This is a genomic window from Arthrobacter sp. Sr24 (genome assembly GCF_054511175.1).
Window position 1 is genome coordinate 321,634 of sequence record NZ_JBTNDB010000001.1, and the last position, 24,584, is coordinate 346,217.

Annotated in this window: 26 protein-coding genes and 1 tRNA gene; 19 read left to right on the forward strand and 8 right to left on the reverse strand. The window is 60.6% G+C overall.

Features of this window, described 5'->3' with window-relative positions; all coding sequences use genetic code 11:
* Positions 1 to 294 precede the first annotated feature (294 nt).
* The 6 genes from ACX80D_RS01600 to ACX80D_RS01625 all read left to right on the forward strand — a co-directional run bounded on the left by ACX80D_RS01600 (position 295) and on the right by ACX80D_RS01625 (position 4,632).
* The gene (locus ACX80D_RS01600) at positions 295 to 966 is read left to right on the forward strand and encodes a histidine phosphatase family protein (protein WP_459320796.1); all 672 of its coding nucleotides are present in this window, start codon (positions 295 to 297) and stop codon (positions 964 to 966) included.
* A gap of 10 nt (positions 967 to 976) precedes the next feature.
* Positions 977 to 2,323: a sensor histidine kinase gene (locus ACX80D_RS01605; protein WP_459320896.1), complete on the forward strand. Its 1,347-nt coding sequence runs from the start codon at positions 977 to 979 to the stop codon at positions 2,321 to 2,323.
* A complete protein-coding gene (locus ACX80D_RS01610; RefSeq protein WP_459320797.1) occupies positions 2,320 to 2,988 on the forward strand; it encodes a response regulator transcription factor in 669 nt (222 codons plus the stop codon). The genes ACX80D_RS01605 and ACX80D_RS01610 overlap by 4 nt, the downstream gene beginning before the upstream one ends.
* 223 nt (positions 2,989 to 3,211) lie before the next feature.
* A complete protein-coding gene (locus tag ACX80D_RS01615) occupies positions 3,212 to 3,718 on the forward strand; it encodes a hypothetical protein (RefSeq protein WP_459320798.1) in 507 nt (168 codons plus the stop codon).
* A gap of 397 nt (positions 3,719 to 4,115) precedes the next feature.
* Entirely contained in the window at positions 4,116 to 4,388 is a 273-nt protein-coding gene (locus tag ACX80D_RS01620) for a M66 family metalloprotease (RefSeq protein ID WP_459320799.1), read from the forward strand.
* Positions 4,381 to 4,632, forward strand: a complete 252-nt coding sequence (locus tag ACX80D_RS01625; RefSeq protein WP_459320801.1) for a hypothetical protein — start codon at positions 4,381 to 4,383, stop codon at positions 4,630 to 4,632. The genes ACX80D_RS01620 and ACX80D_RS01625 overlap by 8 nt, the downstream gene beginning before the upstream one ends.
* A 115-nt stretch (positions 4,633 to 4,747) precedes the next feature.
* Here the strand turns inward: ACX80D_RS01625 and ACX80D_RS01630 are convergent, their stop codons facing one another.
* Entirely contained in the window at positions 4,748 to 5,524 is a 777-nt protein-coding gene (locus ACX80D_RS01630; protein ID WP_459320802.1) for a VOC family protein, read from the reverse strand.
* Positions 5,525 to 5,712: 188 nt separating this feature from the next.
* The gene (locus tag ACX80D_RS01635; RefSeq protein WP_459320803.1) at positions 5,713 to 6,201 is read right to left on the reverse strand and encodes a YajQ family cyclic di-GMP-binding protein; all 489 of its coding nucleotides are present in this window, start codon (positions 6,199 to 6,201) and stop codon (positions 5,713 to 5,715) included.
* A gap of 186 nt (positions 6,202 to 6,387) precedes the next feature.
* Between ACX80D_RS01635 and ACX80D_RS01640 the strand changes: the two genes are divergently transcribed.
* The 4 genes from ACX80D_RS01640 (at position 6,388) to ACX80D_RS01655 (ending at position 8,755) form a co-directional block, all read left to right on the forward strand.
* Complete coding sequence (locus ACX80D_RS01640; protein WP_459320804.1) at positions 6,388 to 6,744, forward strand: hypothetical protein; 357 nt, start codon at positions 6,388 to 6,390, stop codon at positions 6,742 to 6,744.
* A gap of 202 nt (positions 6,745 to 6,946) precedes the next feature.
* Positions 6,947 to 7,031 (forward strand) — tRNA-Tyr (locus ACX80D_RS01645).
* 180 nt (positions 7,032 to 7,211) lie between these two features.
* Positions 7,212 to 7,967, forward strand: coding sequence for a hypothetical protein (locus ACX80D_RS01650; protein ID WP_459320805.1), 756 nt, complete (start codon positions 7,212 to 7,214; stop codon positions 7,965 to 7,967).
* Positions 7,968 to 8,125: 158 nt separating this feature from the next.
* The gene (locus ACX80D_RS01655) at positions 8,126 to 8,755 is read left to right on the forward strand and encodes a sunset domain-containing protein (RefSeq protein ID WP_459320806.1); all 630 of its coding nucleotides are present in this window, start codon (positions 8,126 to 8,128) and stop codon (positions 8,753 to 8,755) included.
* A gap of 78 nt (positions 8,756 to 8,833) precedes the next feature.
* Here the strand turns inward: ACX80D_RS01655 and ACX80D_RS01660 are convergent, their stop codons facing one another.
* Positions 8,834 to 9,100 (reverse strand): hypothetical protein, encoded by a 267-nt coding sequence (locus ACX80D_RS01660; protein ID WP_459320808.1) that lies wholly within the window; start codon positions 9,098 to 9,100, stop codon positions 8,834 to 8,836.
* A 203-nt stretch (positions 9,101 to 9,303) separates the two neighbouring features.
* Here ACX80D_RS01660 and ACX80D_RS01665 point away from each other — a divergent pair, with 203 nt between their 5' ends.
* Positions 9,304 to 9,684, forward strand: coding sequence for a thioredoxin family protein (locus ACX80D_RS01665; protein ID WP_459320809.1), 381 nt, complete (start codon positions 9,304 to 9,306; stop codon positions 9,682 to 9,684).
* Positions 9,685 to 9,810: 126 nt separating this feature from the next.
* Here ACX80D_RS01665 and ACX80D_RS01670 read toward each other — a convergent pair whose 3' ends face one another.
* Positions 9,811 to 10,089: a putative quinol monooxygenase gene (locus ACX80D_RS01670; RefSeq protein ID WP_459320811.1), complete on the reverse strand. Its 279-nt coding sequence runs from the start codon at positions 10,087 to 10,089 to the stop codon at positions 9,811 to 9,813.
* Positions 10,090 to 10,182: 93 nt separating this feature from the next.
* A complete protein-coding gene (locus tag ACX80D_RS01675) occupies positions 10,183 to 11,136 on the reverse strand; it encodes a DNA-3-methyladenine glycosylase family protein (RefSeq protein ID WP_459320812.1) in 954 nt (317 codons plus the stop codon).
* A 111-nt stretch (positions 11,137 to 11,247) separates the two neighbouring features.
* Between ACX80D_RS01675 and ACX80D_RS01680 the strand changes: the two genes are divergently transcribed.
* The 3 genes from ACX80D_RS01680 (at position 11,248) to ACX80D_RS01690 (ending at position 12,917) form a co-directional block, all read left to right on the forward strand.
* Complete coding sequence (locus ACX80D_RS01680; protein WP_459320813.1) at positions 11,248 to 12,015, forward strand: hypothetical protein; 768 nt, start codon at positions 11,248 to 11,250, stop codon at positions 12,013 to 12,015.
* The gene (locus tag ACX80D_RS01685) at positions 12,015 to 12,233 is read left to right on the forward strand and encodes a helix-turn-helix domain-containing protein (RefSeq protein WP_459320814.1); all 219 of its coding nucleotides are present in this window, start codon (positions 12,015 to 12,017) and stop codon (positions 12,231 to 12,233) included. The genes ACX80D_RS01680 and ACX80D_RS01685 overlap by 1 nt, the downstream gene beginning before the upstream one ends.
* Positions 12,234 to 12,305: 72 nt before the next feature.
* Positions 12,306 to 12,917 carry a hypothetical protein gene (locus tag ACX80D_RS01690; protein WP_459320815.1) on the forward strand — a complete coding sequence of 204 codons (612 nt, stop codon included), beginning with the start codon at positions 12,306 to 12,308 and terminating at the stop codon, positions 12,915 to 12,917.
* A gap of 217 nt (positions 12,918 to 13,134) precedes the next feature.
* On the opposite strand, the gene ACX80D_RS01695 is transcribed toward ACX80D_RS01690, so the two are convergent.
* Entirely contained in the window at positions 13,135 to 14,109 is a 975-nt protein-coding gene (locus ACX80D_RS01695) for a LysR substrate-binding domain-containing protein (RefSeq protein ID WP_459320816.1), read from the reverse strand.
* 177 nt (positions 14,110 to 14,286) lie between these two features.
* Here ACX80D_RS01695 and ACX80D_RS01700 point away from each other — a divergent pair, with 177 nt between their 5' ends.
* On the forward strand, positions 14,287 to 17,739 hold the full coding sequence (locus ACX80D_RS01700; protein WP_459320817.1) for a bifunctional proline dehydrogenase/L-glutamate gamma-semialdehyde dehydrogenase: 3,453 nt from the start codon (positions 14,287 to 14,289) through the stop codon (positions 17,737 to 17,739).
* 64 nt (positions 17,740 to 17,803) lie between these two features.
* Here the strand turns inward: ACX80D_RS01700 and ACX80D_RS01705 are convergent, their stop codons facing one another.
* Positions 17,804 to 18,409, reverse strand: coding sequence for a P-loop NTPase family protein (locus ACX80D_RS01705; RefSeq protein WP_459320818.1), 606 nt, complete (start codon positions 18,407 to 18,409; stop codon positions 17,804 to 17,806).
* Positions 18,410 to 18,489: 80 nt separating this feature from the next.
* Between ACX80D_RS01705 and ACX80D_RS01710 the strand changes: the two genes are divergently transcribed.
* The 3 genes from ACX80D_RS01710 (at position 18,490) to ACX80D_RS01720 (ending at position 22,220) form a co-directional block, all read left to right on the forward strand.
* A complete protein-coding gene (locus tag ACX80D_RS01710; protein WP_459320819.1) occupies positions 18,490 to 19,875 on the forward strand; it encodes a cystathionine beta-synthase in 1,386 nt (461 codons plus the stop codon).
* A 49-nt stretch (positions 19,876 to 19,924) separates the two neighbouring features.
* A complete protein-coding gene (locus tag ACX80D_RS01715) occupies positions 19,925 to 21,088 on the forward strand; it encodes a cystathionine gamma-synthase (protein WP_459320821.1) in 1,164 nt (387 codons plus the stop codon).
* A 445-nt stretch (positions 21,089 to 21,533) separates the two neighbouring features.
* On the forward strand, positions 21,534 to 22,220 hold the full coding sequence (locus tag ACX80D_RS01720) for a transglycosylase family protein (protein WP_459320822.1): 687 nt from the start codon (positions 21,534 to 21,536) through the stop codon (positions 22,218 to 22,220).
* On the opposite strand, the gene ACX80D_RS01725 is transcribed toward ACX80D_RS01720, so the two are convergent.
* A complete protein-coding gene (locus ACX80D_RS01725; protein ID WP_459320823.1) occupies positions 22,217 to 23,617 on the reverse strand; it encodes an amidohydrolase in 1,401 nt (466 codons plus the stop codon). The two genes, ACX80D_RS01720 and ACX80D_RS01725, sit on opposite strands and share 4 nt — an antisense overlap.
* A gap of 101 nt (positions 23,618 to 23,718) precedes the next feature.
* Here ACX80D_RS01725 and ACX80D_RS01730 point away from each other — a divergent pair, with 101 nt between their 5' ends.
* Positions 23,719 to 24,468, forward strand: coding sequence for an SDR family oxidoreductase (locus ACX80D_RS01730; RefSeq protein ID WP_459320824.1), 750 nt, complete (start codon positions 23,719 to 23,721; stop codon positions 24,466 to 24,468).
* Positions 24,469 to 24,584 lie beyond the last annotated feature (116 nt).

Sequence of the window (24,584 nt, forward strand, 5' to 3'; positions counted from 1 at the left end):
CGCCGCCGATGCGCCCACTAACTCGCTCAAGGCACGCCGTGGCTCACCGTAACAATGCGGCAGATCCGTGGCCGACTCGGGGCAAAAAGCAATGCCAGGGTCATTGAGCCTGACCACAAAATGACCCTCAGTCAAAGCGGGACTTGGGGCGGCGGATGCTCCAAAATGTCGATGTGAGCAATTGCTCCCATGTATCTAGCACGCAGACCTCCCCAACTGTGGAATTTGTTGTCAGCCTAGCCCACGGTCGTAGAGCGTCGCACGTAAGTGCGTGGAGTAGGACAGAATGGAAGCATGCGATTGATCTTGATTAGGCACGGCCAAACACCCAACAATGTGCGTAGCCTGCTGGATACCGCCGTCCCGGGGCCAGGTCTGACCCCGCTCGGTGAGTTGCAGGCGGCAGCGGTCCCAGAGGCCGTGGCTGGACAAGAACTGCATGCCCTGTACATCTCAAACCTGACCCGCACAGCGCTGACCGCTGCCCCGCTGGCAGCCGCGCGCCAACTCTCCCCGGTAGTGCGGGACGGGTTGCGCGAGATTAGCGCAGGCGATCTTGAAATGAAGGGTGACAAAGCCTCGGTGGAGGCGTACCTAAATACGCTCAAGTCGTGGCTCACGGGGGACCTCTCTGTCAGGATGCCCGGGGCCGACAACGGGTTCGAGGTCTTGGAGCGCTTTGACGCGGTGGTCCAGGAAGCCGCGCAGTCTCATGAGATTGCCGCCATGGTTAGTCATGGCGCCATGATCCGTTTCTGGGCTGGGCACCGCGGCGTCAATCTTGACTGGTCAGACCCCAAATATCATGATCTCTCAAACACCGGCATTGTCACCTTGGATGGCGAGCCCACCGGCAAAACAGCGCCGGGGGGCTGGCGGATTCAGTCCTGGCAGGGAAAACCAGCGGGTGGGCTCAGCGGACTCGATGCTGATGGGCCCACCGCGGAAATCACTCCGGAAGACTGAGCCGGTGGGCATGAAAACAGCTAAGAATAAGACCTTGATGGCTGAAGAATTAGCCACCCCGGATCCCAAACGGGCAGCAGTTGCGCCGGCAACAACCCACCGCGACGGTGTTGAAGCATTTACGCCCTTTAGTTCCGTCAACCTGTGGCGGCTTAAGGGAATCGGTTGGGTGTGGCTAGGCACGGCAGTCGTCTGTATAGCCCTGCTCGCCGTGGGTGCGCCGCTGAACATGAGCTTGTACCAGATGGCGCTGCCCTTCGCTTTGGGTATGGCGATTTTGCATTCGGCGTCTGTGGGTCTGACCGCCGCCCGCCCCGTGGCCGGCGTGATCGTTTCACTGGTTCCAATGGCTGTCATGCCGCTCGTCTCGGACCCCGTGGGGGCAGCGCCGATGCCTTTCAGCGTGGTTGCCATGATCACCCAGGCTTTTGTGATCTGCATCGCCGGGCTACGCATGCACTGGATGGTGTCAGCCGGGTGCTGGCTAGCCAGTGTCATGGTGGGTGTGGTTGCGAATTACCTGACCACGCCCCACGGCCCATCGCTAGGGGCACAAAACAACGTTGTCATCTTCGCTGCCGTCTCCGGGGGACTCATGGTGGCTGCCGTGGTGGTTCAGCAATGGCAGCATCTGCGGGCCGAACTCGCCGCTGAACGCAGTGTCAGTGCTGAGGAACTGTCCCGACGCCGGCTGGCTGAGGAACGCGCACGCATTGCCCGCGAGCTGCACGACGTGGTGGCCCACGGAATGTCCGTGGTGGTGGTGCAGGCAACCACGGCTCGCTACCGGCATGCTGGGCTCAGTGAGGAACTCAGGCAAGAGTTTGATGACATCGCCGCGAACTCGAGACGAGCCATGACGGAAATGCGCAGCATGCTCGGATCCCTGCGCAACAGTGAGGCCGGGCGTGAGCTGGGCCCCCAGCCAACGCTGTCGGACCTTCCACAACTATTCGCATCGGTCCGATCTACGGGTGTGCGCATCTCCGAACCCGACCTCTCCGAGATTGAAAGTCATGACATTGGCGAGGTGCTTGCCCTGACCTCGTACCGGATCGTGCAGGAAGCGCTGAGCAACGTCATTCGGCATGCACCTGGAGCCACCGTGCAGGTGCGCTTTAATGTGACCGGGGGACTGCTGGAAATCTCCGTAGTTAACTCCAGCTCTGCCGTAGGGATGGTCATGGCGCAGTTGGACAAGGGTGCCCACGTAGGGCAGGGCCTGATCGGTATGCGGGAACGGGCCTCCATTGTGGGAGGTTCCGTTGTATGCGAGCCAACGTCCGACGGCGGTTTCTCCGTCACAGCGAAGCTGCCCCTTAGCGTCACTAACGGCAAAGGAAACACCAAATCATGAGCATTAAAGTGTTGGTTGTGGATGACCAGGCAATGGTTCGCGAGGGTTTTGCGGCCCTGCTCGGCGCCCAAGAGGACATTGAAATTGTGGGGCAGGCCGAGAACGGGGCTATTGCCGTGGAGCTGGCTGCGTTGCACCGTCCTGATGTTGTGCTGATGGACGTCCGCATGCCTGTCATGGATGGTTTGGAAGCTGCACGCCTGATCCTCGCCAGCGCACCACACGCCAATGCCACTCATGTGTTGATGCTGACAACCTTTGACGTGGACGATTATGTCTACGACGCCCTGCAACTCGGGGCCAGCGGCTTCCTACTCAAGGACGCGCTCGCCGAAGAACTGATCGCTGCAGTGCGTATCGTGGCATCAGGAGAGGCACTGCTAGCGCCGTCGGTAACGAAGCGCTTGATCGAACAGTTTGCGGTTTCACGAGCCCGGCCCGAACTTTCCAAGGAACGCCTCGTGGGGCTCACTGACCGGGAGCTTGAAGTAATGACGTTGATTGGACGGGGGCAATCAAACCAGGAAATTGCTGCCGAACTATTCATTGCCCAGCAGACGGTGAAGACCCACGTTAGTAAGATTTTGGCCAAGCTTGACCTTCGCGACAGGGTGCAGGCCGTGGTGCTCGCCTATGACACCGGATTGGTGGAACCGGGTAGCTGAGTAGCTGATTCACTGACTCGCTAATGGCGGTCAGCCGCAGCAGGTCTGCTCCACACCCGCGTTTTGTCAGCTGCGGTTGGTTGGATAAGTAGCTGCGGGCGGTGAGCCGTGAGGCGCTATTTCTATATCGGGCACCGTGCCACTGGACAGTGTGCGCCCTGACAGCTAGGAACTCAGTCAAGAGAACCTCACCAATTCAAGCACCACAACGGTAAATACGGCAGTGGCCGGAGCAGTTCTGGCCGTGGCGGTGGCAGGTGCAGACGTCAACACCACGCCAGCCCTGGCTGCCCCGACTATTCCCCTCCCTGCGGCAGCGTCGGTGCTCGCCGCCGGAACTGCCAGTATTGATGTTGGAGGGATTAGCATCACGGGCCAGCTCGGTAATCTCACCTGCGATGAGCTGATTAACCCCTACGCGGTGGGCGAAGAAATTCCCTACAGCCTTGACGTTGCAAACAACGGATCACAGACCAAGACTGTGCCGCCGGTATCCGGCACAGGTGTCCCGTTCCTACCCGTTCGTGGTTCCGGGAACTGCCGCTGGTCATCGCTGGCCGCAGGCACCAACTCCACCTGCGCAACACCGAGGCACACCGTTAGTGTGGCTAATCTGGCCGCTGGATTCCTTACCGCTGCCACGAGCTGGAAGGTCGGTGATGAAATGAAGCCCCTAGCTACCTCGCCTGTAGCTCCGCGGCCAACGTCGTCACAACAGTGCCTCAGCTAAGTATTTCCGGTACGCCCTGCACACCGCAACGCAACACGGTGACTAATCCGTACGCGCTGTGGGAGCAGCTGACTTACACCGTCACCGCTAAAAACAATGGCAGCACCCATCACTGTCGCCATTGAATCCGGGGCCTTCGCACCGTTTGTACCTGCCGACGGTGCGGGTCACTGCCGGCACATCAGCCTCGGCTCCGGTGCTAGCAACACGTGCACCATAACAAAGCACACCGTGTCTGGTGAAGACCGGGATTTGGGCTATTTTTGCCGATCACCGGTTATCTCACCACCATCGGAGCTGACAGGGGACTTGGTTTCCACGATGTTGATAAGAGTGGAGCGCCACGGGCCATCCGTACCGACCGGATTGGCGGCTTCCCTAGCGGCCAGCCCCCGCGGTGTACTCCAAACGAGGGTGGAGCGCAGACCTGCCCCGGGATGTGGTTGTCCCCGGACTTGAGCTGACATCCACTGACGCTGGCGGCGCAAACGGAACCCTCCCGGCGTCGAACATCGCTATGGGAGCGCCCACCGACCTGATCGTCAACAACATTGAACTGGGGATGTTGACCACGCCGAATCTGGAAGGCGCCCACGCCTCATCGACGAGCCGGCTCAATCGGCCGCTGACTACTTCCAGACCATCCCGGTGTCCAAGGGATCATGGCTAAGGAAGGAAGCGTGCGACTGGACAAGGTCATTGTGGCCAACGGCAATATTTACACACCCGAGAATCCCTCGGTGACCAACAGCGATGTGCACTCCGGTGAAACGCGTGAAAACGTTGGCCAGGCTCAAGTCTCTACGGGCCTCAATCTAACGAACTTTGCTGAGACCTCAGGACTCAGGCGCAGGTGCGCAGAGCGTGGCCAACAGGATCTCAAAGCAGAAAAATGTAGCCTCAAACGCCGATAAGTTCCGGCGCTACTACGAGCACACGATCGAAGCTCCTGCTACACAGGCCCGGTTCAAGAAGCTGTTGGTGGCTACTGCTTGGTGCTGTGTGCTGCGGGCTTTTTACGTGAAGATTCTAGGCTGGAGGTTGGACCAGTTTGAACATGGCGCCCGTGCAGTCGCTGAGACCAGCGATCCTGCCATAAGGGGAGTCTTCAGCCGGATTGATGATGGTGGCACCCAAGGTGAGGGCCGTGGCGATGGAGGCATCGACGTCGTCCGTCTGGAAGTAAATTTGCCAGCTGGACGGAACCTCGTCGGGTAGGAAATTGGCAGCATCCATGATACCCGCCAGCTCTCGCTCGCCGTGCATGAGGTTGGTGTAGCGGAACTCAGGGGAGTCGCTCATGACAGAGGTCGTCAGGCCAAAGACGCCCCGGTAGAAATTTACTGCGGCGGAGTAGTCCTTGCTGTGGAGCTCATGCCAGGCGGCAGCACCGTTCTCCTCGTGCAGTTCGAAGCCCGTATGGCCGCCGAACTCCCACAGGCCAATCGAGGCGCCGCTGGGATCCCCGAGCATGGCCATCTTGCCTTGTTCCGGAACATCCATGGGTCCCATGTAGACCATGGCGCCAGCATTCTTTGCCGCTCCGATGCTCGCCTCAAGATCGTCAACGCGAAGGTAAGTTGTCCACATATCCGGATAGCCGTCGCCACCTTCTCGGGACTGCATGAGGCCAGCGACGCTCTTGCCGTCCTTGAACGCCGTGGTGTAGCCGCCGTACTTTTCCTCATCTCCTACCTCGTAGCTCCAGCCCAAGAGGGCCGTGTAAAACTCCTCGGACTTGCTGATGTCCGAGGTCAGCAGGTCAATCCAGCACGGTGCCCCGGCTGGAATTCGTTGAGGGTTCATGGCAGCTCCAAACGTCATCAGTTGCTCTTGGCAGATCTAGGGGGCAAGGGAAGACTATGCCCGGGACGGCGTCCGGACAAGAGCAAAAAGCGCCCGCTGGCTGAAAGTCTCCCCTCATTAAGGGGCATCTCAGCAGCAGGCGCTTTGAGCTCACCTGTGCTTGTAGCTAAGTTACCTAGACGCGATTGTTAGCGCATGTTCACGAACTGAAGGTCCGCATCCTCAAACTTGCGCAGCATGGCCATAACTTCCTGGAGGTCATCACGGCTCTTTGAGCTGACGCGGAGTTCGTCACCTTGGATAGTTGACTTCACACCCTTGGGGCCTTCGTCGCGGATGAGCTTGTTGATCTTCTTCGCCACGTCCTGGGCGATGCCTTCTTTGATTTCCGCTTCAAGGCGGTATTCCTTGCCCGAGGCGTAGGGCTCACCGGCGTCGAGGGACTTCAAGGAGATGCCGCGCTTGATCAGCTTGGATTCGAAGACGTCCATGATGGCCATGACACGTTCCTCGGAGTTGGCCTTCAGTAGGATCTTTTCGCCGCTGAAATCGATCTCGGCGCCCACGCCCTTGAAGTCGTAGCGCTGAACTACTTCCTTCTGGGCCTGGTGCAGGGCGTTGGCGACCTCTTGTTTATCGACTTTGCTGACGACGTCGAACGTTGACTCGCTGGCCATGATTCCTCCATAGGCTTGAAAACTTGAGTGGTTGATTTGCCTCCTAGCCTAGCTGGCCAGTGCCCAGAGTGCCCGTTTTGCGATGACGCGTGCCGCTCACAGTGTCCTCCGAGCGATCACGTGGCAAGCGCACATGTGGGCTGTGCACTGTAGAAGGTGGAAAGAGTGTCTGCTTGAGGAGGACCCATGAAACTATATGAAGAGCCCGTGCCGCCGCCTACCGTCCAGTCCCAAGTCGACGCCTCAGTAGCCTCCCGTCATTGCGATGCGAGGCACAAGCCAAGCCGGAAAACAGTGGGAAGTGCCGTTGTAGCAGTAACTCTTGCCGCAGTGACCGTCTTGACCGGACCCGCCGTGGTGGGCGGACCATCTTCAAGTTTTGAACCTGGAAGCATCATCGGGTCCCCGCTAAATTCTGCGTCGACTCGGATTGCTGGAATCCAAGAAGACATGGCCCGAGCCGTGGATTTGCACCAGATTACGGCTGAGCAGGCGGCGTTCCTGGAAAACCAGTTGGTCAAACGGATTCAACGCGACGCCTGAGGCGTCAACTGGCGAACCTTCTTGGGGCGACAAGACGTGCTCCTTTGAGGCCGAATTGTCTTGCGAATGTACTGCTCGCCCCGCCAATTTTGGACCCTTGGCGCTCTCGATTAGATTCTTGAGCAAATTCCTTGTACAGTTTTACTGCTTCCACTTGTTGGGAGCGAAAGTCGGACCCGAAGTTTGGGTGCGGTTTGGCCATGGCAGATTACCCGAGCGGCCAAAGGGGGCTGACTGTAAATCAGCTGGCAACGCCTTCACTGGTTCGAATCCAGTATCTGCCACCAAACGGGAAACCCGGAACCTAGCGAGTAAAATCGCAAGGTTCCGGGTTTTTTCATTTCCTGAGCCTCTCTGAGCCTCTCTGAGCCTCTCTGAGTGGAAATGGACTCCGGTGGCGCCGGTTTCGGGCCAGGTTCTGCCAATCCGATACGGCTTGACTGCCAAAGGCGAACTACAGTTAAGGCATGGAATACGTCGTGCCGCTGCTCATTGTGTTTGCCATTGTCATTGCTGTGATTGTTGGATCCCGGCTTGTGGGGCGGCGCAACCAGCCGCCACGGGCCACAGCAGGGGCAACGGGGGCCGGCCCTGCTCCCAAGGTGGCCGCCAACAAGCGATCGCGCCATGAAATCACCCGGGAAGACGCCCAAGAAGCCGGCGCCAGGCTGAGCCCGGAACAGCACAGGAGTGTTTACGCTCTGATCGCAAGGCATCAGGTGCTTAACGCCGTCAAGGAATACCGCAAGGCGACCCGTCTGGGACTCAGCGACGCAGCGCAAGCTGTGGCGGCCTTGGCCCAATTTCCGCAACCCACGCCCGAGCGCCCAGCCGCCGCGACCGCCGTCGAACATCCCAACACCGGGCCCGCCGAGCAGCCTGAACCCAGCATTCAGGAAGGGCCACTGACCGTGGAGGACATCATCAACGCAGGCCCCGCCACGCACACGACGCCGGCAAGTTCGTCCCCGGAACTCAAGCCGGAATCACGCGTCAAGCCCGTTGCCGCGGCGGGCAGTTACCGGTACCGCGCCATCGTCTCGCAAGGTGATGAGGTCCGTGAGGTGGCCAGTACACGGCTGAATGCGGAGATTTACGCCCAGATTCGTCAACTCGCGCTGTCCGGAAAGTACGACGACGCTGCTCGCCTTCTGCGCGATCATGCCGACATTGGGGTGGTGGATGCGCAGGAGTTCATCTCGATGATTGGCCCAGAAGACTAAGCCCTGGTTGGGGCGGATCTCGTCTCAAAGCAGGGGCGGCGCGTCATATGTGCGAACACGAATGACCAAACGGACAGTCTGTGGATAATGTTTGGCAAACGTCTTATTCATTATCTGTCGGAAGTGTATTCTGCCGGCCATATCCCTTGGGGGAGTGCTTGAACATTTCCATGCGCGTCGGTTCGCGAAAGCTGCGCTATTTCCTACTCGCTGTTCTGGCTTCGGTGGCCGTCTTGCTGCCCTTGGTCGTTGCACCGGCTTCCGCTCATGCGGCTGCCACGACAACTACCCGCATTGCCAACTTCGCAGCCGGTCCTGCCACGGTCGTCAAGGGTAAGAGCATCACCTATTCCGGCCTGGTGCAGCGCCCCTCCGGTAAGGCCTGGGTCAAGACTGGGGCCGTTACGGTGAGGGTTTACTTTGATGCTGATGGCTCCGCCCCCAAGAAGCTGGTCCGCACGCTGAAGACCAATTCATCGGGCTCATTTAAAGCGACAGCAGTGGCCACGGTGACCGGCAAATGGTCCGTAGCTCTCCCGGCTCAGGCCAATTACAAGGCATCGTCCACGAGTGTCCGTGTGGTCAAGGTGGTGCCGGCTACCAAGCCGACGTCGGCTAAGCCCGCCAGCAAGTGGAACTGCCCGTCATGGGCCCCCATCAAGGGCAACGCGCCGAGTAAGATCTACCACCTCAAGAACCAGCGGTTCTATGCCAAGACCACTCCTGAGATTTGCTTCACCACTGAGGCTGCCGCCAAGAAGGCCGGCTACCGCAAGTCAAAGGTTTAGAGCCTCGCTCTGACGTTGCGCATCAAATAAGTGCCCGGTCCCCATGGGGCCGGGCACTTCGCTGTCAGCGGGTGGGGATCAGAGGGCCTCGTTGTCGTCTTCCAGTACAAAACCGTCCTGATGGTGAATCAATTGACGGCCCATGCCGGAATCAAGCTGGATCCACAGGCACTGGCGGTCGTGGGAAATTGTCTCCACGCGGCCTGAAAGTCGCCAGCCGCGGTCGTTAATCAGGGCTACCGGAGCATCCCTGGGAAGGGCGGGCCACACGTCGTGGTTCTCGGGATTAACAAAGGCTCGGTGGTGCATACGGCGGGTCATGGGTTCTCCTAGTGTGAAAGTCATCGCTGCTTCCTTATCTGCTTACTCAATACCGACAGCTTGTACCGGCCAGATGAATAGGCTGTGAACTGAGGGTGACTTTCGGGTCACGGCTCCGTGAATCTGCCCGGACAGCACAGTCCCAGATGTGTGACGATCACGGCTTAGTCCTCACGCGGTGAGCGAAACCACAGCCAAATCCTAGGTCCATCCCGTACCGTTAAGGCATGGCTACAGTTGAAATCACCACGGAATCTTTTGGCCCCACCATCGAGGGCAACGACATTGTGATCGTTGATTTTTGGGCGTCTTGGTGCCAGCCTTGCGTGCGCTTTGCGCCCACTTTCGAGGCTGCCTCCGAAAAGCACAGCGACGTTGTGTTCGGCAAGGTCGACACGGAAGCACAGCAGCAGCTTGCTGCCGAAGCCAACATCACTTCTATCCCCACGCTGATGGCGTTCCGTGAAAAGGTGCTGGTCTTCGCCCAGCCCGGCGCGTTGAACGGCACTCAGCTGGAATCCGTGATCGACGCTGTCAAGGCGCTGGACATGAGCGAAGTTCACGCAGCGGTCGCCGCGAAGGCCGCCGAAGGCTCCGCCGCCGAGTAACAATCGGAAATCCTAGATCATCGCAAATGACCCGTCAGATAGTGACGCTTAGAAATTTCTGAGCGTCATTATCTGACGGGTCATTTGCTATTCGGAGGCTCCGAGTGAGGTTGCTATTCGGAGGCTTTAGGTTCGAACCAGTTCCACTGGCTTCGCCAGCAAAGCGCTCAGGGATTCGTTGAGGTCCTGCACGGCAATGCCCTTGCTGTGTTTCTGCAGGTCGTCCTCAGAAGCCCACTGCTCGGTCAGTACGATCTTTTCTTCCGATTCTTCGGTAATTTCATACTGGATGCAGCCAGCCTCTTCGACGACCTGCTCAATCGCGATCTCCAGTGCAAGTTTCACACGGAAGAATTCGCCCTCGTTGGGGATGAAAGTGGCCTGTAGGTTGATGATCTCGCTCATGTCACCAGCCTAGGCGATACGCACGTGTGGGCGGGAAGCTGTTCCGCTCTGTGAACGCCACTCTGTGAACGCCGCCCTTAGTGAACGCCGTCTTCAGTGCCCGCGATGATCCTGAATAGTCATGCGCGGCCCAAACATGGGTTTTCGGAAGCCGCTCAGTTGCAGCAGCCGCACCACGCGTTGGCGGTGACCGCGCCACGGCTCCAGCAATTCCAACATCCCAGCGTCGTCCACAGGCTCTCCGGCCAATGCCCACCCCACGTAGGCGGCAAGATGGTAATCGCCCACTGACACCCGATCCGGGTCCCCATGCGTGCGTTGGGTGACTTCCGCCGCTGTCCAGATCCCAATACCGGGAATGCTCTGTAACTTGGTGCCGGCTTCTTCTGCCGGGAGGGCGCTCAGCCGCTCCAGGCCCGACGCCGATCGCAGCATGCGCTGAACAGTGGCCGAGCGCTGTGGTCCAACACCAGCTTTGTGCCATTCCCACGATGGAACCGCGGCCAATTGAGCAGGCGTCGGCGCAACCATCAAATCAGCGGGTACCGCCACATCAGTTCCGGCGCCAGGAGCTGACGAGCCGTACTTCCGCAACAGAATCGCATACCCGCGGCGAGCCTCCAATGCTGTGACTTTCTGCTCCAAAATAGCCGGCACCAACGCATCCACCATGCGCCCAGTGGCGGGCAGGCGCAGTGCCGGGTGCCGGCGTCGTGCTTCTTGAACGCGATGGGGGAGGGTTTCGACGAAGGCGGGGGCGTCAAAAGCGGACCAGTCGTCCTGGACACCTAGCAACGCCGGGACGGATTCCAAGGCCTGCTCGGCGCCGGGGCCCCACGCCCGTGCGTGCAGCTCGGTGCCACGGTGGGTCATGCCCAAGGTGGCAGGTCCCGAAGGTGTGTTGAACGCCAGCCAGGCAGCGCCTGCGGTAAGCCGCGTGGTCCGATCGCCCGGGCCGCGTCCGAGGATGCCTAACGACTGTTGCAAAGAATATGAGCTGCCAACATCCCAGACCACCATGGGGCTCTGATGCGCGGTAGAGGTCATGGATCCATGGTCGCACGCGGGGCTGACAGCGGGTGTTTACACAAGCGACCCAATTTGTTAGGTTAACGATTACCGATAATATCGGTAATCGTTAACCTAGTAGGAGTTGTCATGATGTCATTCTGGGTATTTGTAGTAGCGATTGGTCTGCTTGGCGTGGCCGGGTTGGTCTATTTCAGTGTAAAGCGAGGCAAAGGCCCCGAAGCCACTGAATCCACTGAAGCGCTCAAGGTCGCCAAAATAACTCGCATTGTGGCCCTCCTGTATGTGGCAGGATGCACACTGGGCGGATTGCTGCAGGCTGCCACTACCCTGTGGGGCCCGAATGTCACAGTGGATTTGCCGGTCGAGCAATTCTGGCCTGTGCTCCCGGAGAATGCGGATATTCAGACGCCTCTGGCCTCCGTGGTTGACGGCGGGTTTACACAGGCCACTGTCAGTGTTGACGGCCTGGATATATTTGCACGGCTTTGGCTTGCTGGGGCGGTGCTTCTCGAGGCCGCCATGGCCGTGATGGTGGGGCTAATTATCGCCAGAATGTGCGTGGCGCTGATCCACCAGACGCTGTTCGGAACCAAGCTCGTCCGCGGTATGCGGCAAGTTGCCGGTGTGGTTTTGCTGGGCGGAGTTCTTGGACAAATATGTCAGCTAGTTGGGGGTACATTGGCCTCGCATCAGGTGCTCGGGGCCACTGTGTGGGAGCTGAGCAGCGAAACGATTGCCTGGACTGACATCCACAATATTGTGGGCATGCCGTCCGTGGCGTACCACTGGGAATTCAATTTCTGGCCCATAGGTATTGCCCTGGCACTCATGGTCGTGGCCGAGCTGTTCCGCCAAGGCAGCAAGGTCCAAAAGGATGCGGCAGGGCTGATCTGATGGCCGACGACGAAGAATCGGGGATCCATTGCCGTCTTGATGAGCTGCTGGTGGAGCGCGGCATGACCCTGACCCGTCTTGCGGAGCTCGTGGACATCAGCATTGTGAACCTCTCCGTCCTGAAAAATGACAGGGCCAAAGCCATCCGCTTCTCCACGTTGCTGGCTATCTGTCAGGCGTTGGACTGCGAGGTCGGGGAATTGTTGGAGCTTGCGTAGTCCTTTGCTGTGGCCAAGGTACGACGCCGGACCTAGGCTGGGCGTAGATGTTACGGCGGCGAGGGGGCAGCTATGTGGAAAAGAAGCGTGGAGAGCGAGCGCAGACCTCAGGGTTGGCACGCCAATGGTGGCATGTCCTGGTCGTTGAGTGTGGCCCTGTACCTCCGCGATGTCTACGGACTGCCCGCCACGAAACCCTTCTTTGTGCCGCCCCTATCGCCTGAAGTGCCGCAGCAGATCCCCGTCACCGGACCTGCTGGGGACAATACTCTGGCCGATGAATGGGCCTACTGGTTTGAGGCGCTGGTAAACAGCAGGGCTTCCATTTCCGAGGTAGCTGGCCTGCTGCTCGAGGAGCGCTCGCCGACCTTCCGGCAGGCTGTGGAGAAGTGGCTGCCCCAAGCTATAGAGACGGCTGAAAATGCCAGACAAATTGAAATGGAAGAACTGTGGATCGGCCGGGGCAAGGCCGGGGTGACACTGCCCAAGTTGGTGCGTTCAATCGAGAAAGAGTTGGGCCACAAGGCAGCCCCCTTCACCCTTGAATTCCGGATTCTGCCGGTCGCGGGGCAGTGGTTGCATCAGGTAGCACCCAACCACGTGCTCATGAGTCTCGATGTGCAGTCGAACCCCGGTTCCATGCGTCGCCTGCTCGGTCCCATCGTGAGGGAACTGGCTCACTGAGGCTGCTTGGCCGGCGTCGAACCTCCCTGAGTAGGGACCGGATCCGGCAGAGCTCCGCATTCTCGCCAAACGCATGGATACCAGCGCCGAACAGCTGGAGAAGACGCGGACCGGACCGCCTGCCGCCAAGCAATACTGTACCGCTACCCGCCAAGCTGCCTGATGGGGTCACGCCTCCGGACTGGTTCGAGGCGCGCGACCCTCGGGTTTAGGAATCTTACGCTGGGTCAGAAAATCCGTGCCCGGAGGGTGGGTCGGAGACAGGCTCGGCTGAAGCCAGGGTTTCGGCTGTCTGCTGCAGTAATTCTCGGCAGGCAAGCAGGGCGGGTCGGTTCCGGCAGGAGCGTCTGGCTGAAGTAAAAATAGTGCGGCGAGGCGCTTCGGGTAGATCGATTAGGGTCACCGGAGTTGGGCGGCCGGTCCACATCAAATCGGGCATGAGCCCCACGGCATTGCCGGATTCTATGAGTCGGATCTGAGCCTGCAGATCTGCTGTCTCGAACCGCACATCGGGTTCGAACCCCGCCTGCCGGCATGCTTGTTCAGCCCAGTGCCGCGATGCTGCTCCGCGAGGTTCCATGACCCAGGGAAAGTGTTCGGTGTCCGCAATAGTGCTGATGGGCTCGGCGCGGAGCCGGCTCATTCCACCAATAACATCCGCAGCCGGGACAGCGAGCCGGATGGCGTCGGTCGTGAGCACTACGCGGTCCAACTCCGGTTGCAGCGGAGCTACGTGGCCAGGGTATTGTTCGGCGACGACAAGATCGAAGTCTCTGGCCCACGTCTCGTGCAAAGCCGTTTCGGGTTCCCGTTGAACCATCTCAATACGGACATCCGGGTACCTCAGCGCCATTGCGGTGAGCATATCCGGCATCAATGCCAGCGCCGCCGACTGAAAGACCGCCAGCTTGACCGTGCCGGTCACGGTGGTCAGCGACGCTGACATATCAGCCTCGGCGCGCTCCAACGTTTTCAGAAGTTCTGCTGTGTGCTCCACCAAAATCTCCGCCTGGGCCGTGAGTTGCACGCGCCGGCCCACCTTGCGGAACAGTGGAACGCCCACTTCTTTTTCCAGTAAAGCCAGTTGCTGAGACACGGCAGAAGGGCTGTACTGCATGACCGCAGCCACGTCGGCCAGGGTCCCGCGAATGTGCAATTCACGCAGCAATCGCAGCCGTTTCAGCTCGAGCATGACATCTCCAAAATTGGTTAGGAAACATGTTGAGTAATCATCATAAATCACCACTTTTGCTAATTGAACATTGCTTCCATACTGGAACTAAACGTAACGCGAAACACAGCCGTGAGTGGCGGTGCCCGCGCACCGCCACCTCATCAGGTACCAGCAGAAAAGAAGCCCGTAAATATCATGACAAGCACCGTCACTGCGGCCACCGCCGCGAATATCCCGGTTCCCAGCAACGATCTTGCTCAGGAAACTATTGCTCTTGTCCGGCACTGGCTGAGCGAGGCCGCTACGTTCCCTGCCGATGTTTCGGCCCAGCGCCTGGCCGGTGTCTTGAAAGACCCTAACGGGCTCGACTTCACAGTTGGTTTTGTTGACGGCGTGGTCCGTCCCGAGGATTTAGCCGTCGCCGCCCGCAACCTGGCCATCTTGGCGCCCAAGGTTCCGGCCTTCCTGCCGTGGTACATGCGCAGTGCCGTTCGGCTCGGTGGCGTGATGGCCCCAATCCTCCCGCAGCTGGTCATTCCGATTGCCCGCAAGGTGCTCCGAGAGATGGTGGGCCACCTCATCGTTGACGCCACCGACGCCAAGCTGGGCCCGGCCATCGCTAAGATCCGCAAGGACGGGGTTGACCTCAACGTGAACCTGCTCGGAGAAGCAGTATTGGGCGAGAGCGAAGCCGCCCGCCGCCTCGAGGGGACCCTCAAGCTCCTGGCGAGGGACGACGTCGACTATGTCTCCATCAAGGAATCCTCCACCGTGGCTCCCCACTCTCCGTGGGCCTTCGAAGACGCGGTCGATCACATCGTTGAGAAACTGACCCCGCTGTACACGCTGGCCAACTCCTTCGCCAAGGCGAAATTCATCAACTTGGACATGGAGGAATACAAAGACCTCACCATGACCATCGCGGTGTTCAAGCGCATTTTGGACAAGCCCGAGTTCAAGAACCTCGAGGCCGGAATTGTCCTTCAGGCCTACCTGCCGGACACCCTTGCCGCCATGATTGAACTGCAGGAGTGGGCCGCAGCCCGCCGCGCCGAGGGTGGCGCCGCCGTCAAGGTCCGCATCGTGAAGGGCGCCAACCTGCCCATGGAACAGGTCCAGGCATCGGTCTTCGGCTGGCCGTTGGCTACCTGGGGCACCAAACAGGATTCCGACAGCAACTACAAGCGAATTGTGAACTACGCGCTGACCCCCGAGCACATCAATAATGTCCATATTGGTGTGGCCGGGCACAACCTCTTCGACGTAGCGCACGCGTGGCTGCTCGCCCAGCAGCGCGGCATTGACACCACCACCGGTGTCCTCGAGTTTGAAATGCTGCTGGGCATGGCCACCGGTCAGGCCGAAGCAGTCCGCAAGGATGTGGGCTCGCTGCTGCTCTACACACCCGTGGTTCACCCGGGCGAGTTCGACGTCGCCATTGCGTACCTGATCCGGCGTTTAGAAGAGGGCGCCAGCCAAGACAACTTCATGTCTGCCGTCTTCGAACTCTCCGAGAATGAGGCCCTCTTTACACGTGAGCAGGAACGCTTTCTGGCTTCTCTGGCCGAGCTGGACACCGCAGTTCCGCCGACTAACCGTGTCCAGGACCGCAACCTCCCCGCTGTGCCTGCTGCCACGGATTCTTTCGCCAATACCCCGGACACCGACCCCTCGTTAGTGCCCAACCAGGCGTGGGGCAAGGAGATTCTGGCCCGGATTCCCGGCTCAATTCTGGGCAATGATCTGGTCGCCGAGACCACTGTCACCGAGTTGGACGAGCTGAACAGCATCGTGGCCACCGCGCTTGAACACGGCGCGGCGTGGGGTGCCATGAGTGGTTCGCAGCGGGCCGCCATTTTGCACCGCGCCGGTGATCTCCTGGAGACCCGCCGCGCCGATTTCATGGAGGTTATGGCCTCCGAGACCGGCAAGACGCTGGATCAGTCCGATCCCGAGATAAGCGAGGCCGTGGATTTTGCCCACTACTACGCTGAGCGTGCCAAAGATTTAGAAACGGTCGACGGCGCCACCTTCGTCCCAGCGAAGCTCACCGTGGTGACCCCGCCATGGAACTTCCCCGTGGCCATCCCAGCCGGCTCCACATTGTCCGCTTTGGCCGCCGGTTCCGCCGTGGTCATCAAGCCAGCACCACAGGCCCAGCGCAGCGGATCTCTCATGATCAAGGCCCTCTGGGATGCCGGTGTTCCTCGCGAAGTGCTGGCCTTGGTCCAGCTCGGCGAGAACGAACTCGGCAAGGCACTGGTGTCTCACCCGGCCGTGGACCGCGTCATCTTGACCGGTGGCTACGAAACCGCAGAACTGTTCCGCAGCTTCCGCACCGATTTGCCCTTGCTGGCTGAGACTTCCGGTAAGAACGCCATCATTGTCACCCCTAGCGCCGATCTGGACTTGGCTGCGCGCGATGTTGTGCAGTCGGCATTCGGCCACGCGGGCCAGAAATGCTCGGCAGCATCGCTGGTCATCATGGTCGGATCCGTGGCTCAATCGGCGCGTTTCCGCAATCAGCTCATCGACGCGGCCTCCAGCCTCAGCGTTGGGTACCCTTCGGTGGCGACCACCCAGATGGGGCCCATCATTGAACCGGCCGCCGGCAAGTTGCTGAGCGCATTAACCACCTTGGACGCTGGCGAGAGCTGGGCCATTGAACCGCGCCAGCTGGATGACACCGGCAAGCTCTGGTCCCCGGGCGTTCGCACTGGCGTCAAAGCCGGCTCGCACTTCCACTTGACGGAGTTCTTTGGCCCGGTCCTAGGCATCATGACGGCCGCCACGCTTGAAGAAGCCATCGCCATGGTCAACGCCATTGACTACGGGCTCACCTCCGGCCTGCACTCCCTCGACTCTGCGGAGATTGGTCTCTGGCTGGACACCGTCCAGGCCGGAAACCTGTACGTCAACCGCGGCATCACCGGTGCCATTGTGCAGCGGCAGCCCTTCGGTGGTTGGAAGAAATCGGCCGTCGGTGCAGGTACCAAAGCAGGTGGACCCAACTACTTGGTAGGACTGGGCTCCTGGACGCCGGCCCCGTCATCGGCAACCGCACCGCTGGGTGATTATGCCCGCAAGATGCTCAACGCAGCTTCTGATCTGTCCTCCGATGAGCAGGCTTTCCTGAAGCGCTCACTGCACAGCGATGCAGCAGCTTGGGCTTGTGAGTTTGGCGTTGCCCGCGATGTCTCTGCCTTGTCGGCCGAACGGAACGTGTTCCGCTACCTGCCGTTGAACCCGCTGGTTCGCCTAGCCGAAGGCGGCTCGGTTGCCGAACTCATGCGCGTACTTGCGGCAGGCATCGTGGCCGGGGCTACCCCGGAAGTCTCCTCCGGCGTCGAACTTCCCAGTGCTGTCAAGGCCCTGCTGCTGAGCCTGCGCATCACCGTTACCGCCGAGAACGAATCCGAGTGGCTGGCTCATGCGCGGCGCTTCGGTGCCGGGCGCATCCGTCTCATTGGCGGCGATGCCTCAGCTGTATACGAGGCAACTGGCGGCCGCCCTGACCTGGCCATTTACCACGGTTCGGTGACGGAAGCTGGGCGTGTGGAGATGCTGCCGTTCCTGCACGAGCAGGCCGTCAGCATCACCGCCCACCGCTTCGGCACACCCAACAACCTCTCGGATGGTTTGATCTAGACCCGGCTCTCTGCTCCGGCCCGCCTCCGACGCCGCGGATCATAGTTGGGGGCGGGCGAGGATTCTACTGGCGTCCTGGGCGCTGATTCTGCCCCGGGCGTTCTTGCTCAGTGGTCGTCGAGGATGCCAAGCGACCCAGCCAAGACTCCGCCTCACGCGGGGACCGCAACCGCACCACGTGAAGCCCCGAACTGGCGGAATCCAGCGTCGGCACCAACGTCCTGAGCGAGTTCCGGGTTCGCCAACCCCACCGAATGATGTGATCGGAGTCGGTGAAGATTCCCCAGAGCGGGCCTTCATAGTTGCCGTTCCAGAGTTCCTCACGCCGAAGCCGGCGCCGGACCGTGCGCCGAATCAGCCGGAGCATGGAGACGGCCACCGGGTAGTCCAACCAAATGAGAGTGTCCGCACGCTCCGCCAAGAGGCGGCGCACGCCCGTGTACTGCCACTCCGTAACCCAGGTGGGCGCCTGGGTGAGCCGGTCGACGTCGTCCGGGAACTGGGCGCGCGGCTCCCAGTTGGGCCCGTGGAACAGACTGTCCAACTCCGTGTACTTCATCCCAAGCAACGTGGCCAGGCGCCGGGCAAAAGTGGATTTGCCCGCTCCAGAAACGCCGGCAACGAGGATGCGTTGCGGATGCTCCGGGGGAGGATCGGCGGCTGTGAACATGCTCCACAGTTTATTGCGCCCAAAGCGCTAAAGAGTAACCTGTCTTGGCCAGTTCCGCGGCGGGGTACTACGTTTGGTGTATGAAGTATGCGAACTCTGTCCTGGACCTTATTGGCAACACTCCCTTGGTGAAATTGAACAAGGTGACCGAGGGTATCGCCGCAACCATTTTGGTCAAGCTTGAGTACATGAACCCGGGTGGTTCCGCGAAGGACCGCATCGCCGTCAAGATGCTCGATGAGGCTGCCAAAGAAGGCAAAATCCTCCCCGGCGGCACCGTGGTGGAACCCACCAGCGGCAACACCGGTGTGGCCATGGCCATGGTGGCCCAAGCCCGCGGGTACAACTGTGTGTTCGTGGTGCCGGACAAGGTGGGCGAGGATAAGCGCGCGGTGCTGGCGGCCTACGGCGCCGAGGTAGTGGTCACGCCCACGGCTGTCGCAGCCGATAGCCCGCAGTCGTACTACGGCGTCTCAGACCGCTTGGTCAGGGAGATCCCCGGCGCTTACAAGCCGGATCAGTTCTCCAACCAGAACGGCCCGTTGAGCCACTATGAAACCACTGGCCCGGAAATCTGGCGCGATACCGAAGGCAAGGTCACCCACTTTGTGGCTGGCGTGGGCACCGGCGGCACCATCTCCGGTACTGGCCGCTTCCTCAGGGAGGCCTCTGCGGACCGCCCCGCCGAAGACGGCGGCGAGGTCCAGATCATCGGCGCTGATCCCCAAGGCTCTGTCTACTCCGGTGGCACGGGACGCCCGTACCTGGTGGAAGGCGTGGGCGAGGACATGTGGCCCGACTCCTACGACAAGCGCGTGCCGCACCAGATCATCGCCGTCACGGACAATGACAGCTTCGCCATGACCCGCCGCTTGGCGCGCGAAGAAGGCCTGCTCGTGGGAGGTTCCTCCGGCATGGCCGTGGTGGCCGCGCTGGAAGCTGCGAAGGATCTGGGACCGGAAGCCGTCGTCGTCGTGCTTCTGCCTGATAGCGGACGTGGCTACCTGGCCAAGATTTTCGATGACAAGTGGATGCAGTCGTACGGCTTCTTGAAGGTCACCGACGAGCCCGCCATTGGCGATGTGCTCAAGGCCAAAACTGGGGAGCTGCCGGCGCTGGTGCACATTCACCCGAATGAAACCGTCCGCGACGTCATCAACTTGATGAGCGAATACGGCGTCTCGCAGATTCCCGTGCTTTCCGCCGAACCTCCTGTGGTGATGGGTGAGGTGATCGGCTCGGTTGATGAGCGCACCCTGACCGGCAAGCTGTTCCGGCACGAGGCCAAACTGACGGACGTCATCACCGAACACATGCAGCCGCTGCTGCCCATCATCGGCTCGCTGGAACCAATCTCTGCCGCGCGTGCCAAACTGCAGGACGTGGACGCGCTCATGGTGACGTTTGTGGGGGCGCCGGTTGGCGTGCTGACCCGTCACGATCTACTGACTTACCTCAACGACTAATTTGTCGACTGATTTTTTTGATGTGCCACTGATTTGCAAGGAGAACACCATGACTGAAGGCTTCAACACCCGCGCCGTCCATGCCGGACAGACCCCCGATCCCACCACCGGCTCGGTCATTCCGCCGCTGTACCAAACCACCACGTTCGCTCAGGACGGGATCGGCAAGCTGCGCAACGGCTACGAATACGGCCGCGGCACCAACCCCACCCGCGACGCTCTCCAGACCCAGCTCGCCGCACTGGAAGGTGGCGACTTCGCGTTCAGCTTCGCCTCCGGTCTGGCCGCTGAGGACGCACTGATCCGCGCACTGCTGGTTCCCGGCGATCACATCATCATGGGCAACGATGTTTATGGCGGCACCTACCGGCTCATCAACCGGGTCCTGTCCGTGTGGGGCATCAGCAATGCTGCTGTGGACATGTTCGACGCCGATGCGCTGGCTGCCGCTGTCACCGCCGGAGGGCCCGAGGGTGCCACAAAGATGGTTTGGGTGGAGACCCCCTCGAACCCGATGATGAAGATTACCGACATCGCCGCGCTCGCATCTGTTGCTCACGCCGCCGGTGCGCTGCTGGTGGTGGATAACACCTTTGCCTCGCCGTACCTGCAGAACCCGCTCGCACTGGGTGCCGACATTGTGGTGCACTCCACCACCAAGTACATTGGCGGGCACTCGGACGCTTCCGGTGGCGCCGTCATCCTCTCTGACGCCGAAGCTGCCGAGAAGATCGGCTTCGTCCAGTTCGCTGTTGGCGCCGTTTCGGCGCCGATGGAAGCGTGGCTGACCACGCGCGGGCTCAAGACGCTCGGCGTCCGTATGGACCGCCACTGCACCAACGCCCAGACAATTGCCGAATGGCTGCTGACCCGGCCCGAGGTTGAGAAGGTACTCTACCCGGGCCTGCCTTCCCATCCGGGTCACGAGCTGGCTGCTAAGCAGATGCGCGGCTTTGGTGGCATGATCTCGGTGCAGTTCAAGGGCGGCGAGGCTGCTGCACGCAAGGTAGCTGAATCCACGCATCTGTTCACGCTGGCCGAATCCCTGGGCGGCATTGAATCGCTGATGAACTACCCCTCTGACATGACTCACGCCTCTGTCAAGGGCACCGAGTTGGCCGTGCCGGAAAACCTGATTCGTTTATCCGTAGGTATCGAGGACGTGGCTGACTTGTTGGCAGATCTAGAACAGGCCCTGAACGCCCTGTCGTAGTCCCTCCACTCGCACAACCGCCGCCTGCACCGCCACCTTCACCGCCGCCTTCAGACGCTATCGCAGCAATGGTCAGTTTTTCGAGAACGCTCTCGCACTCAGTGCGAGAGGGTTCGCAAAAATTCAGCCATTGCCGCGATAGCGTTTGTTGTTTGCCGGGGCACCAAAAAGCACTGGCCGTTTTCATACACCATCAACCTGTTAAAAGTTATGACAGTTAGGTAACAGTTACCTGATTTGCATATCGATTTGGTATCGTTTTAGGCTGGGTTATGCCCTTCTGGGCGGGCGGCACACTTTGCCCCCACGATTGCCCGGGCCTTCCTGCACCGCACACCGTCATTGGGAAGGCTCCGGAAACAACCTCCAGATCTATAGGTTGGACGGTGGCGCGCAGATGTCCGGGGACGGATGGAGCACAGGTGACCTTCAGGAGAACGCATCGATGAAGAATTCTAAAATTGCACGAAACACTGTCCGCGTACTAGCCGCTGGCGCACTTGTCGGTGGCGGGCTGGCCGTTGCTGGAACCGGTGCTAATGCCGCCGATGGAAGTACCTGGGACGCCCTAGCGCAGTGCGAAAGTGGCGGAAACTGGGCCATCAACACCGGCAACGGATTCTCGGGTGGACTGCAGTTCACCCCGAGCACGTGGGCTGGCTTTGGCGGTGTCGGCGCTCCGGAGAATGCCACGCGTGAACAGCAGATTGCGGTGGCCGAGCGCGTTCAAGCCGGTCAGGGTTGGGGTGCATGGCCCTCATGTGCCGCCCAGCTTGGTCTGAGCGGTGGTGGCGGACAGGCTTACTCGCCGGCCGCCGTTCCAGCAGCGCCGGCTCCCGTAGCAGCTCAGTCCGTTGAAGTGGCCCCGATTGAGCAGGCTCCAATGCAGGCTCCAGTAGCGCAGGCTCCGGTTCAGCAGGCCCCTCAAGCTCCGGTAGAGCAGGCCCCGGCTGCCGTTCAGATTGCGCTCAGCGGCGAGACCTACACGATCGAATCTGGTGACACCTTGGCCATCATTGCCGAGAAGCTCGGCATCGAAGGCGGCTGGAATGCCCTCTACCAGGCCAATGTGGACACCGTGATCCACCAGGATCTGATCTTCACCGGAGCGGTTCTGCAGCTCCCGGCCTAGGCCTCACGGAGTAGCGGTTCAAAAAGGACGGCGTCGTACGTGTAAACAGGCTTGCCACCAATGAAGACCTTCATGGCCCGCTGCATCACATCCAGGGGGTCACCGCTCCACAACACTAGATCAGCGTTCTTGCCAACCTTCAGTGAGCCCATCTGATCGGCGAGGCCCAACACCTTGGCCGGGTTGATCGTGATGGAGCGCAGGGCAGTGGTCCGGTCCAAACCTTCCTTGACCGCAAAGCTGGCCTGGTGGGCGAGGAAGTTGATGGGAACCACCGGATGGTCGGTGATGATGGAAATTTCGACGCCGGCCGCCGCCAACTTGCCCGGGTTGGCGATGGATCGGGCTCGCAGTTCGGGCTTGGACTTGGTGGTGAACAAGGGGCCAATCAGCACCGGAGTGCCCCGTGCGGCCAGAACATCGCCCAAGACGTGGGCCTCAGTTCCATGGTCGATGACCAAGTCATAGCCAAACTCATCGGCCAATCGGATAGCGGTGGCGACGTCGTCGGCACGGTGGCAGTGCTGACGCCACGGAATTTCACGACGCAACACCATGGCCAGTGCTTCCATGTGCGCGTCACGCGGGCGCGGCTCTGGCTTGGCCATCCAATTCTGGGCGTCCATGAACGCTTGACGAATCACCAACGCAGTACCCAAACGGGTAGACGGGGTCTGCTTCTTGTCGCCATAAACTGTCTTGGGATTCTCGCCTAGGGCCGATTTCACGCCACTGGGGGAGCGCAACACCATCTCCTCGATGTAACGCCCATGCGTATGCATCGCAATGGCCTGCCCGCCAATGGGATTCCCGGACCCGGGGTTGACATTGACGGTGGTGATGCCGCCAGCCAGCGCATCGTCAAAACCCGGATCAAAGGGATCCACGGCGTCGATAGCCCGAACCCCAGCCATAACCGGATGAGTCATCTCATTGACGTCACTCGTGGATCCCAGCTCGCCCTCCGGGTCCATGCCCAGATGTACGTGGGCGTCAATGAAACCTGGCAGCAGCCACTGGCCCTGCGCATCCAGCACATCGGCGCCCTCGGGAACCTGAATAGAAGCGCCCAAAGCAAGGATCTTGCCACCCTCTACCAGTACGGTTCCATCAAACGGCTGCCCTTCCACCGGCACCACATGGGCATTGGTGATGGCCAGAACTCGCTTCTTCGCAGCGGCGGCAGCCTCACGGATAGCGGCGCTGATGCTCACGGTATCCGGCTTCGGGGCAGCAGCCAACGGCTTCTTGGCGCCCTTGCTGGGTTTGCTGGGTTTGCTGGGAGCAGCGCCGGGCTTGATCGGAACAGAACCTGGTTTGCCTGCCGGAGCAGCCGCCCTGCGAGTCACCCGGCCAGGGATAAATCCGGGAGTGGGGGTGGGCTGAGAGCTGCTCATGACTGCCTTTCGCTTGCGGTCTGTGGATGTTTCCAAGCTACCAGCCGTCTGGACCTAGCAACGTGGGGCACGGCGTAGCGCCCTCACCGTAGGCTGGTGCGATGCATAAGAAAACAGCGCTCATCACAGGTGTGGGCCGAACCGTTGGTATTGGGGCTGGCATTGCCCGGGCGCTCGCAGCTGATGGTTGGGATCTGGTCTTCACTTACTGGCAGCCCTACGATGAACGCATGCCGTGGGGTGTTCAGCCCGATGATGTCACCAGGCTCACCGCCGAACTTGAGGAAACCGGCGCCCGCGTGTGGTCGCTGCCAGCAGATCTAGGTGACCCGGCCGGCGTCGAACGTCTCATGCAAACGATCGCACAGGATGCCGGGCCGCTGACGGGTTTGGTGCTCTCGCACTGTGAATCGGTGGACTCGGGGATCTTGGACACGTCGCTGGAGAGTTTTGAGCGCCACTTCGCCGTCAATACGCGCGCCAGTTGGCAGCTGATCGCCGCGTTCGCTCGCCAGACAACGCACGACGGCGGTGCGATTGTTGCGCTGACCAGCGACCACACAGCGTTCAATCTGCCGTACGGCGCCTCCAAGGGAGCTCTGGACCGGATCGTGATTGCCGCCGCCCGGGAGTTGGGTGGGCAGGGCATCAGCGCCAACGTGCTCAACCCCGGCCCCGTCGATACCGGGTGGATGGATAGCGGAACCCGCACGGCGTTGACCGCGCTGCAGCCGGGCGGGCGGCTGGGTACGCCAGCAGATGTGGCGCCGACCGTCACCTTTCTACTCTCGCCCGGCGGCCGCTGGGTGACGGGTCAACTGATCAAGTCCGACGGCGGATTCTCCTCCTAAGTGCCGAAGGCCTCCCGGCGCACCCCGCTAGCTGTCAGGAAGCCGTCAAGATTGCCCTAAGCAGCGTAAAGAACACGTAAAGATCAGCTCCAAGCCCACGTCACGGGTGTGCGATT

Excerpts from the sequence above, each read along its gene's own strand:
- ACX80D_RS01600 (WP_459320796.1), top strand. The coding sequence starts at position 295 with ATGCGATTGATCTTGATTAGGCACGGCCAAACACCCAACAATGTGCGT.
- ACX80D_RS01605 (WP_459320896.1), top strand. The coding sequence starts at position 977 with ATGAAAACAGCTAAGAATAAGACCTTGATGGCTGAAGAATTAGCCACC.
- ACX80D_RS01610 (WP_459320797.1), top strand. The coding sequence starts at position 2,320 with ATGAGCATTAAAGTGTTGGTTGTGGATGACCAGGCAATGGTTCGCGAG.
- ACX80D_RS01625 (WP_459320801.1), top strand. The coding sequence starts at position 4,381 with ATGGCTAAGGAAGGAAGCGTGCGACTGGACAAGGTCATTGTGGCCAAC.
- ACX80D_RS01630 (WP_459320802.1), bottom strand. The coding sequence starts at position 5,524 with ATGAACCCTCAACGAATTCCAGCCGGGGCACCGTGCTGGATTGACCTG.
- ACX80D_RS01635 (WP_459320803.1), bottom strand. The coding sequence starts at position 6,201 with ATGGCCAGCGAGTCAACGTTCGACGTCGTCAGCAAAGTCGATAAACAA.
- ACX80D_RS01640 (WP_459320804.1), top strand. The coding sequence starts at position 6,388 with ATGAAACTATATGAAGAGCCCGTGCCGCCGCCTACCGTCCAGTCCCAA.
- ACX80D_RS01650 (WP_459320805.1), top strand. The coding sequence starts at position 7,212 with ATGGAATACGTCGTGCCGCTGCTCATTGTGTTTGCCATTGTCATTGCT.
- ACX80D_RS01660 (WP_459320808.1), bottom strand. The coding sequence starts at position 9,100 with ATGACTTTCACACTAGGAGAACCCATGACCCGCCGTATGCACCACCGA.
- ACX80D_RS01665 (WP_459320809.1), top strand. The coding sequence starts at position 9,304 with ATGGCTACAGTTGAAATCACCACGGAATCTTTTGGCCCCACCATCGAG.
- ACX80D_RS01670 (WP_459320811.1), bottom strand. The coding sequence starts at position 10,089 with ATGAGCGAGATCATCAACCTACAGGCCACTTTCATCCCCAACGAGGGC.
- ACX80D_RS01675 (WP_459320812.1), bottom strand. The coding sequence starts at position 11,136 with ATGACCTCTACCGCGCATCAGAGCCCCATGGTGGTCTGGGATGTTGGC.
- ACX80D_RS01680 (WP_459320813.1), top strand. The coding sequence starts at position 11,248 with ATGATGTCATTCTGGGTATTTGTAGTAGCGATTGGTCTGCTTGGCGTG.
- ACX80D_RS01685 (WP_459320814.1), top strand. The coding sequence starts at position 12,015 with ATGGCCGACGACGAAGAATCGGGGATCCATTGCCGTCTTGATGAGCTG.
- ACX80D_RS01690 (WP_459320815.1), top strand. The coding sequence starts at position 12,306 with ATGTGGAAAAGAAGCGTGGAGAGCGAGCGCAGACCTCAGGGTTGGCAC.
- ACX80D_RS01695 (WP_459320816.1), bottom strand. The coding sequence starts at position 14,109 with ATGCTCGAGCTGAAACGGCTGCGATTGCTGCGTGAATTGCACATTCGC.
- ACX80D_RS01700 (WP_459320817.1), top strand. The coding sequence starts at position 14,287 with ATGACAAGCACCGTCACTGCGGCCACCGCCGCGAATATCCCGGTTCCC.
- ACX80D_RS01705 (WP_459320818.1), bottom strand. The coding sequence starts at position 18,409 with ATGTTCACAGCCGCCGATCCTCCCCCGGAGCATCCGCAACGCATCCTC.
- ACX80D_RS01710 (WP_459320819.1), top strand. The coding sequence starts at position 18,490 with ATGAAGTATGCGAACTCTGTCCTGGACCTTATTGGCAACACTCCCTTG.
- ACX80D_RS01715 (WP_459320821.1), top strand. The coding sequence starts at position 19,925 with ATGACTGAAGGCTTCAACACCCGCGCCGTCCATGCCGGACAGACCCCC.
- ACX80D_RS01720 (WP_459320822.1), top strand. The coding sequence starts at position 21,534 with ATGAAGAATTCTAAAATTGCACGAAACACTGTCCGCGTACTAGCCGCT.
- ACX80D_RS01725 (WP_459320823.1), bottom strand. The coding sequence starts at position 23,617 with ATGAGCAGCTCTCAGCCCACCCCCACTCCCGGATTTATCCCTGGCCGG.
- ACX80D_RS01730 (WP_459320824.1), top strand. The coding sequence starts at position 23,719 with ATGCATAAGAAAACAGCGCTCATCACAGGTGTGGGCCGAACCGTTGGT.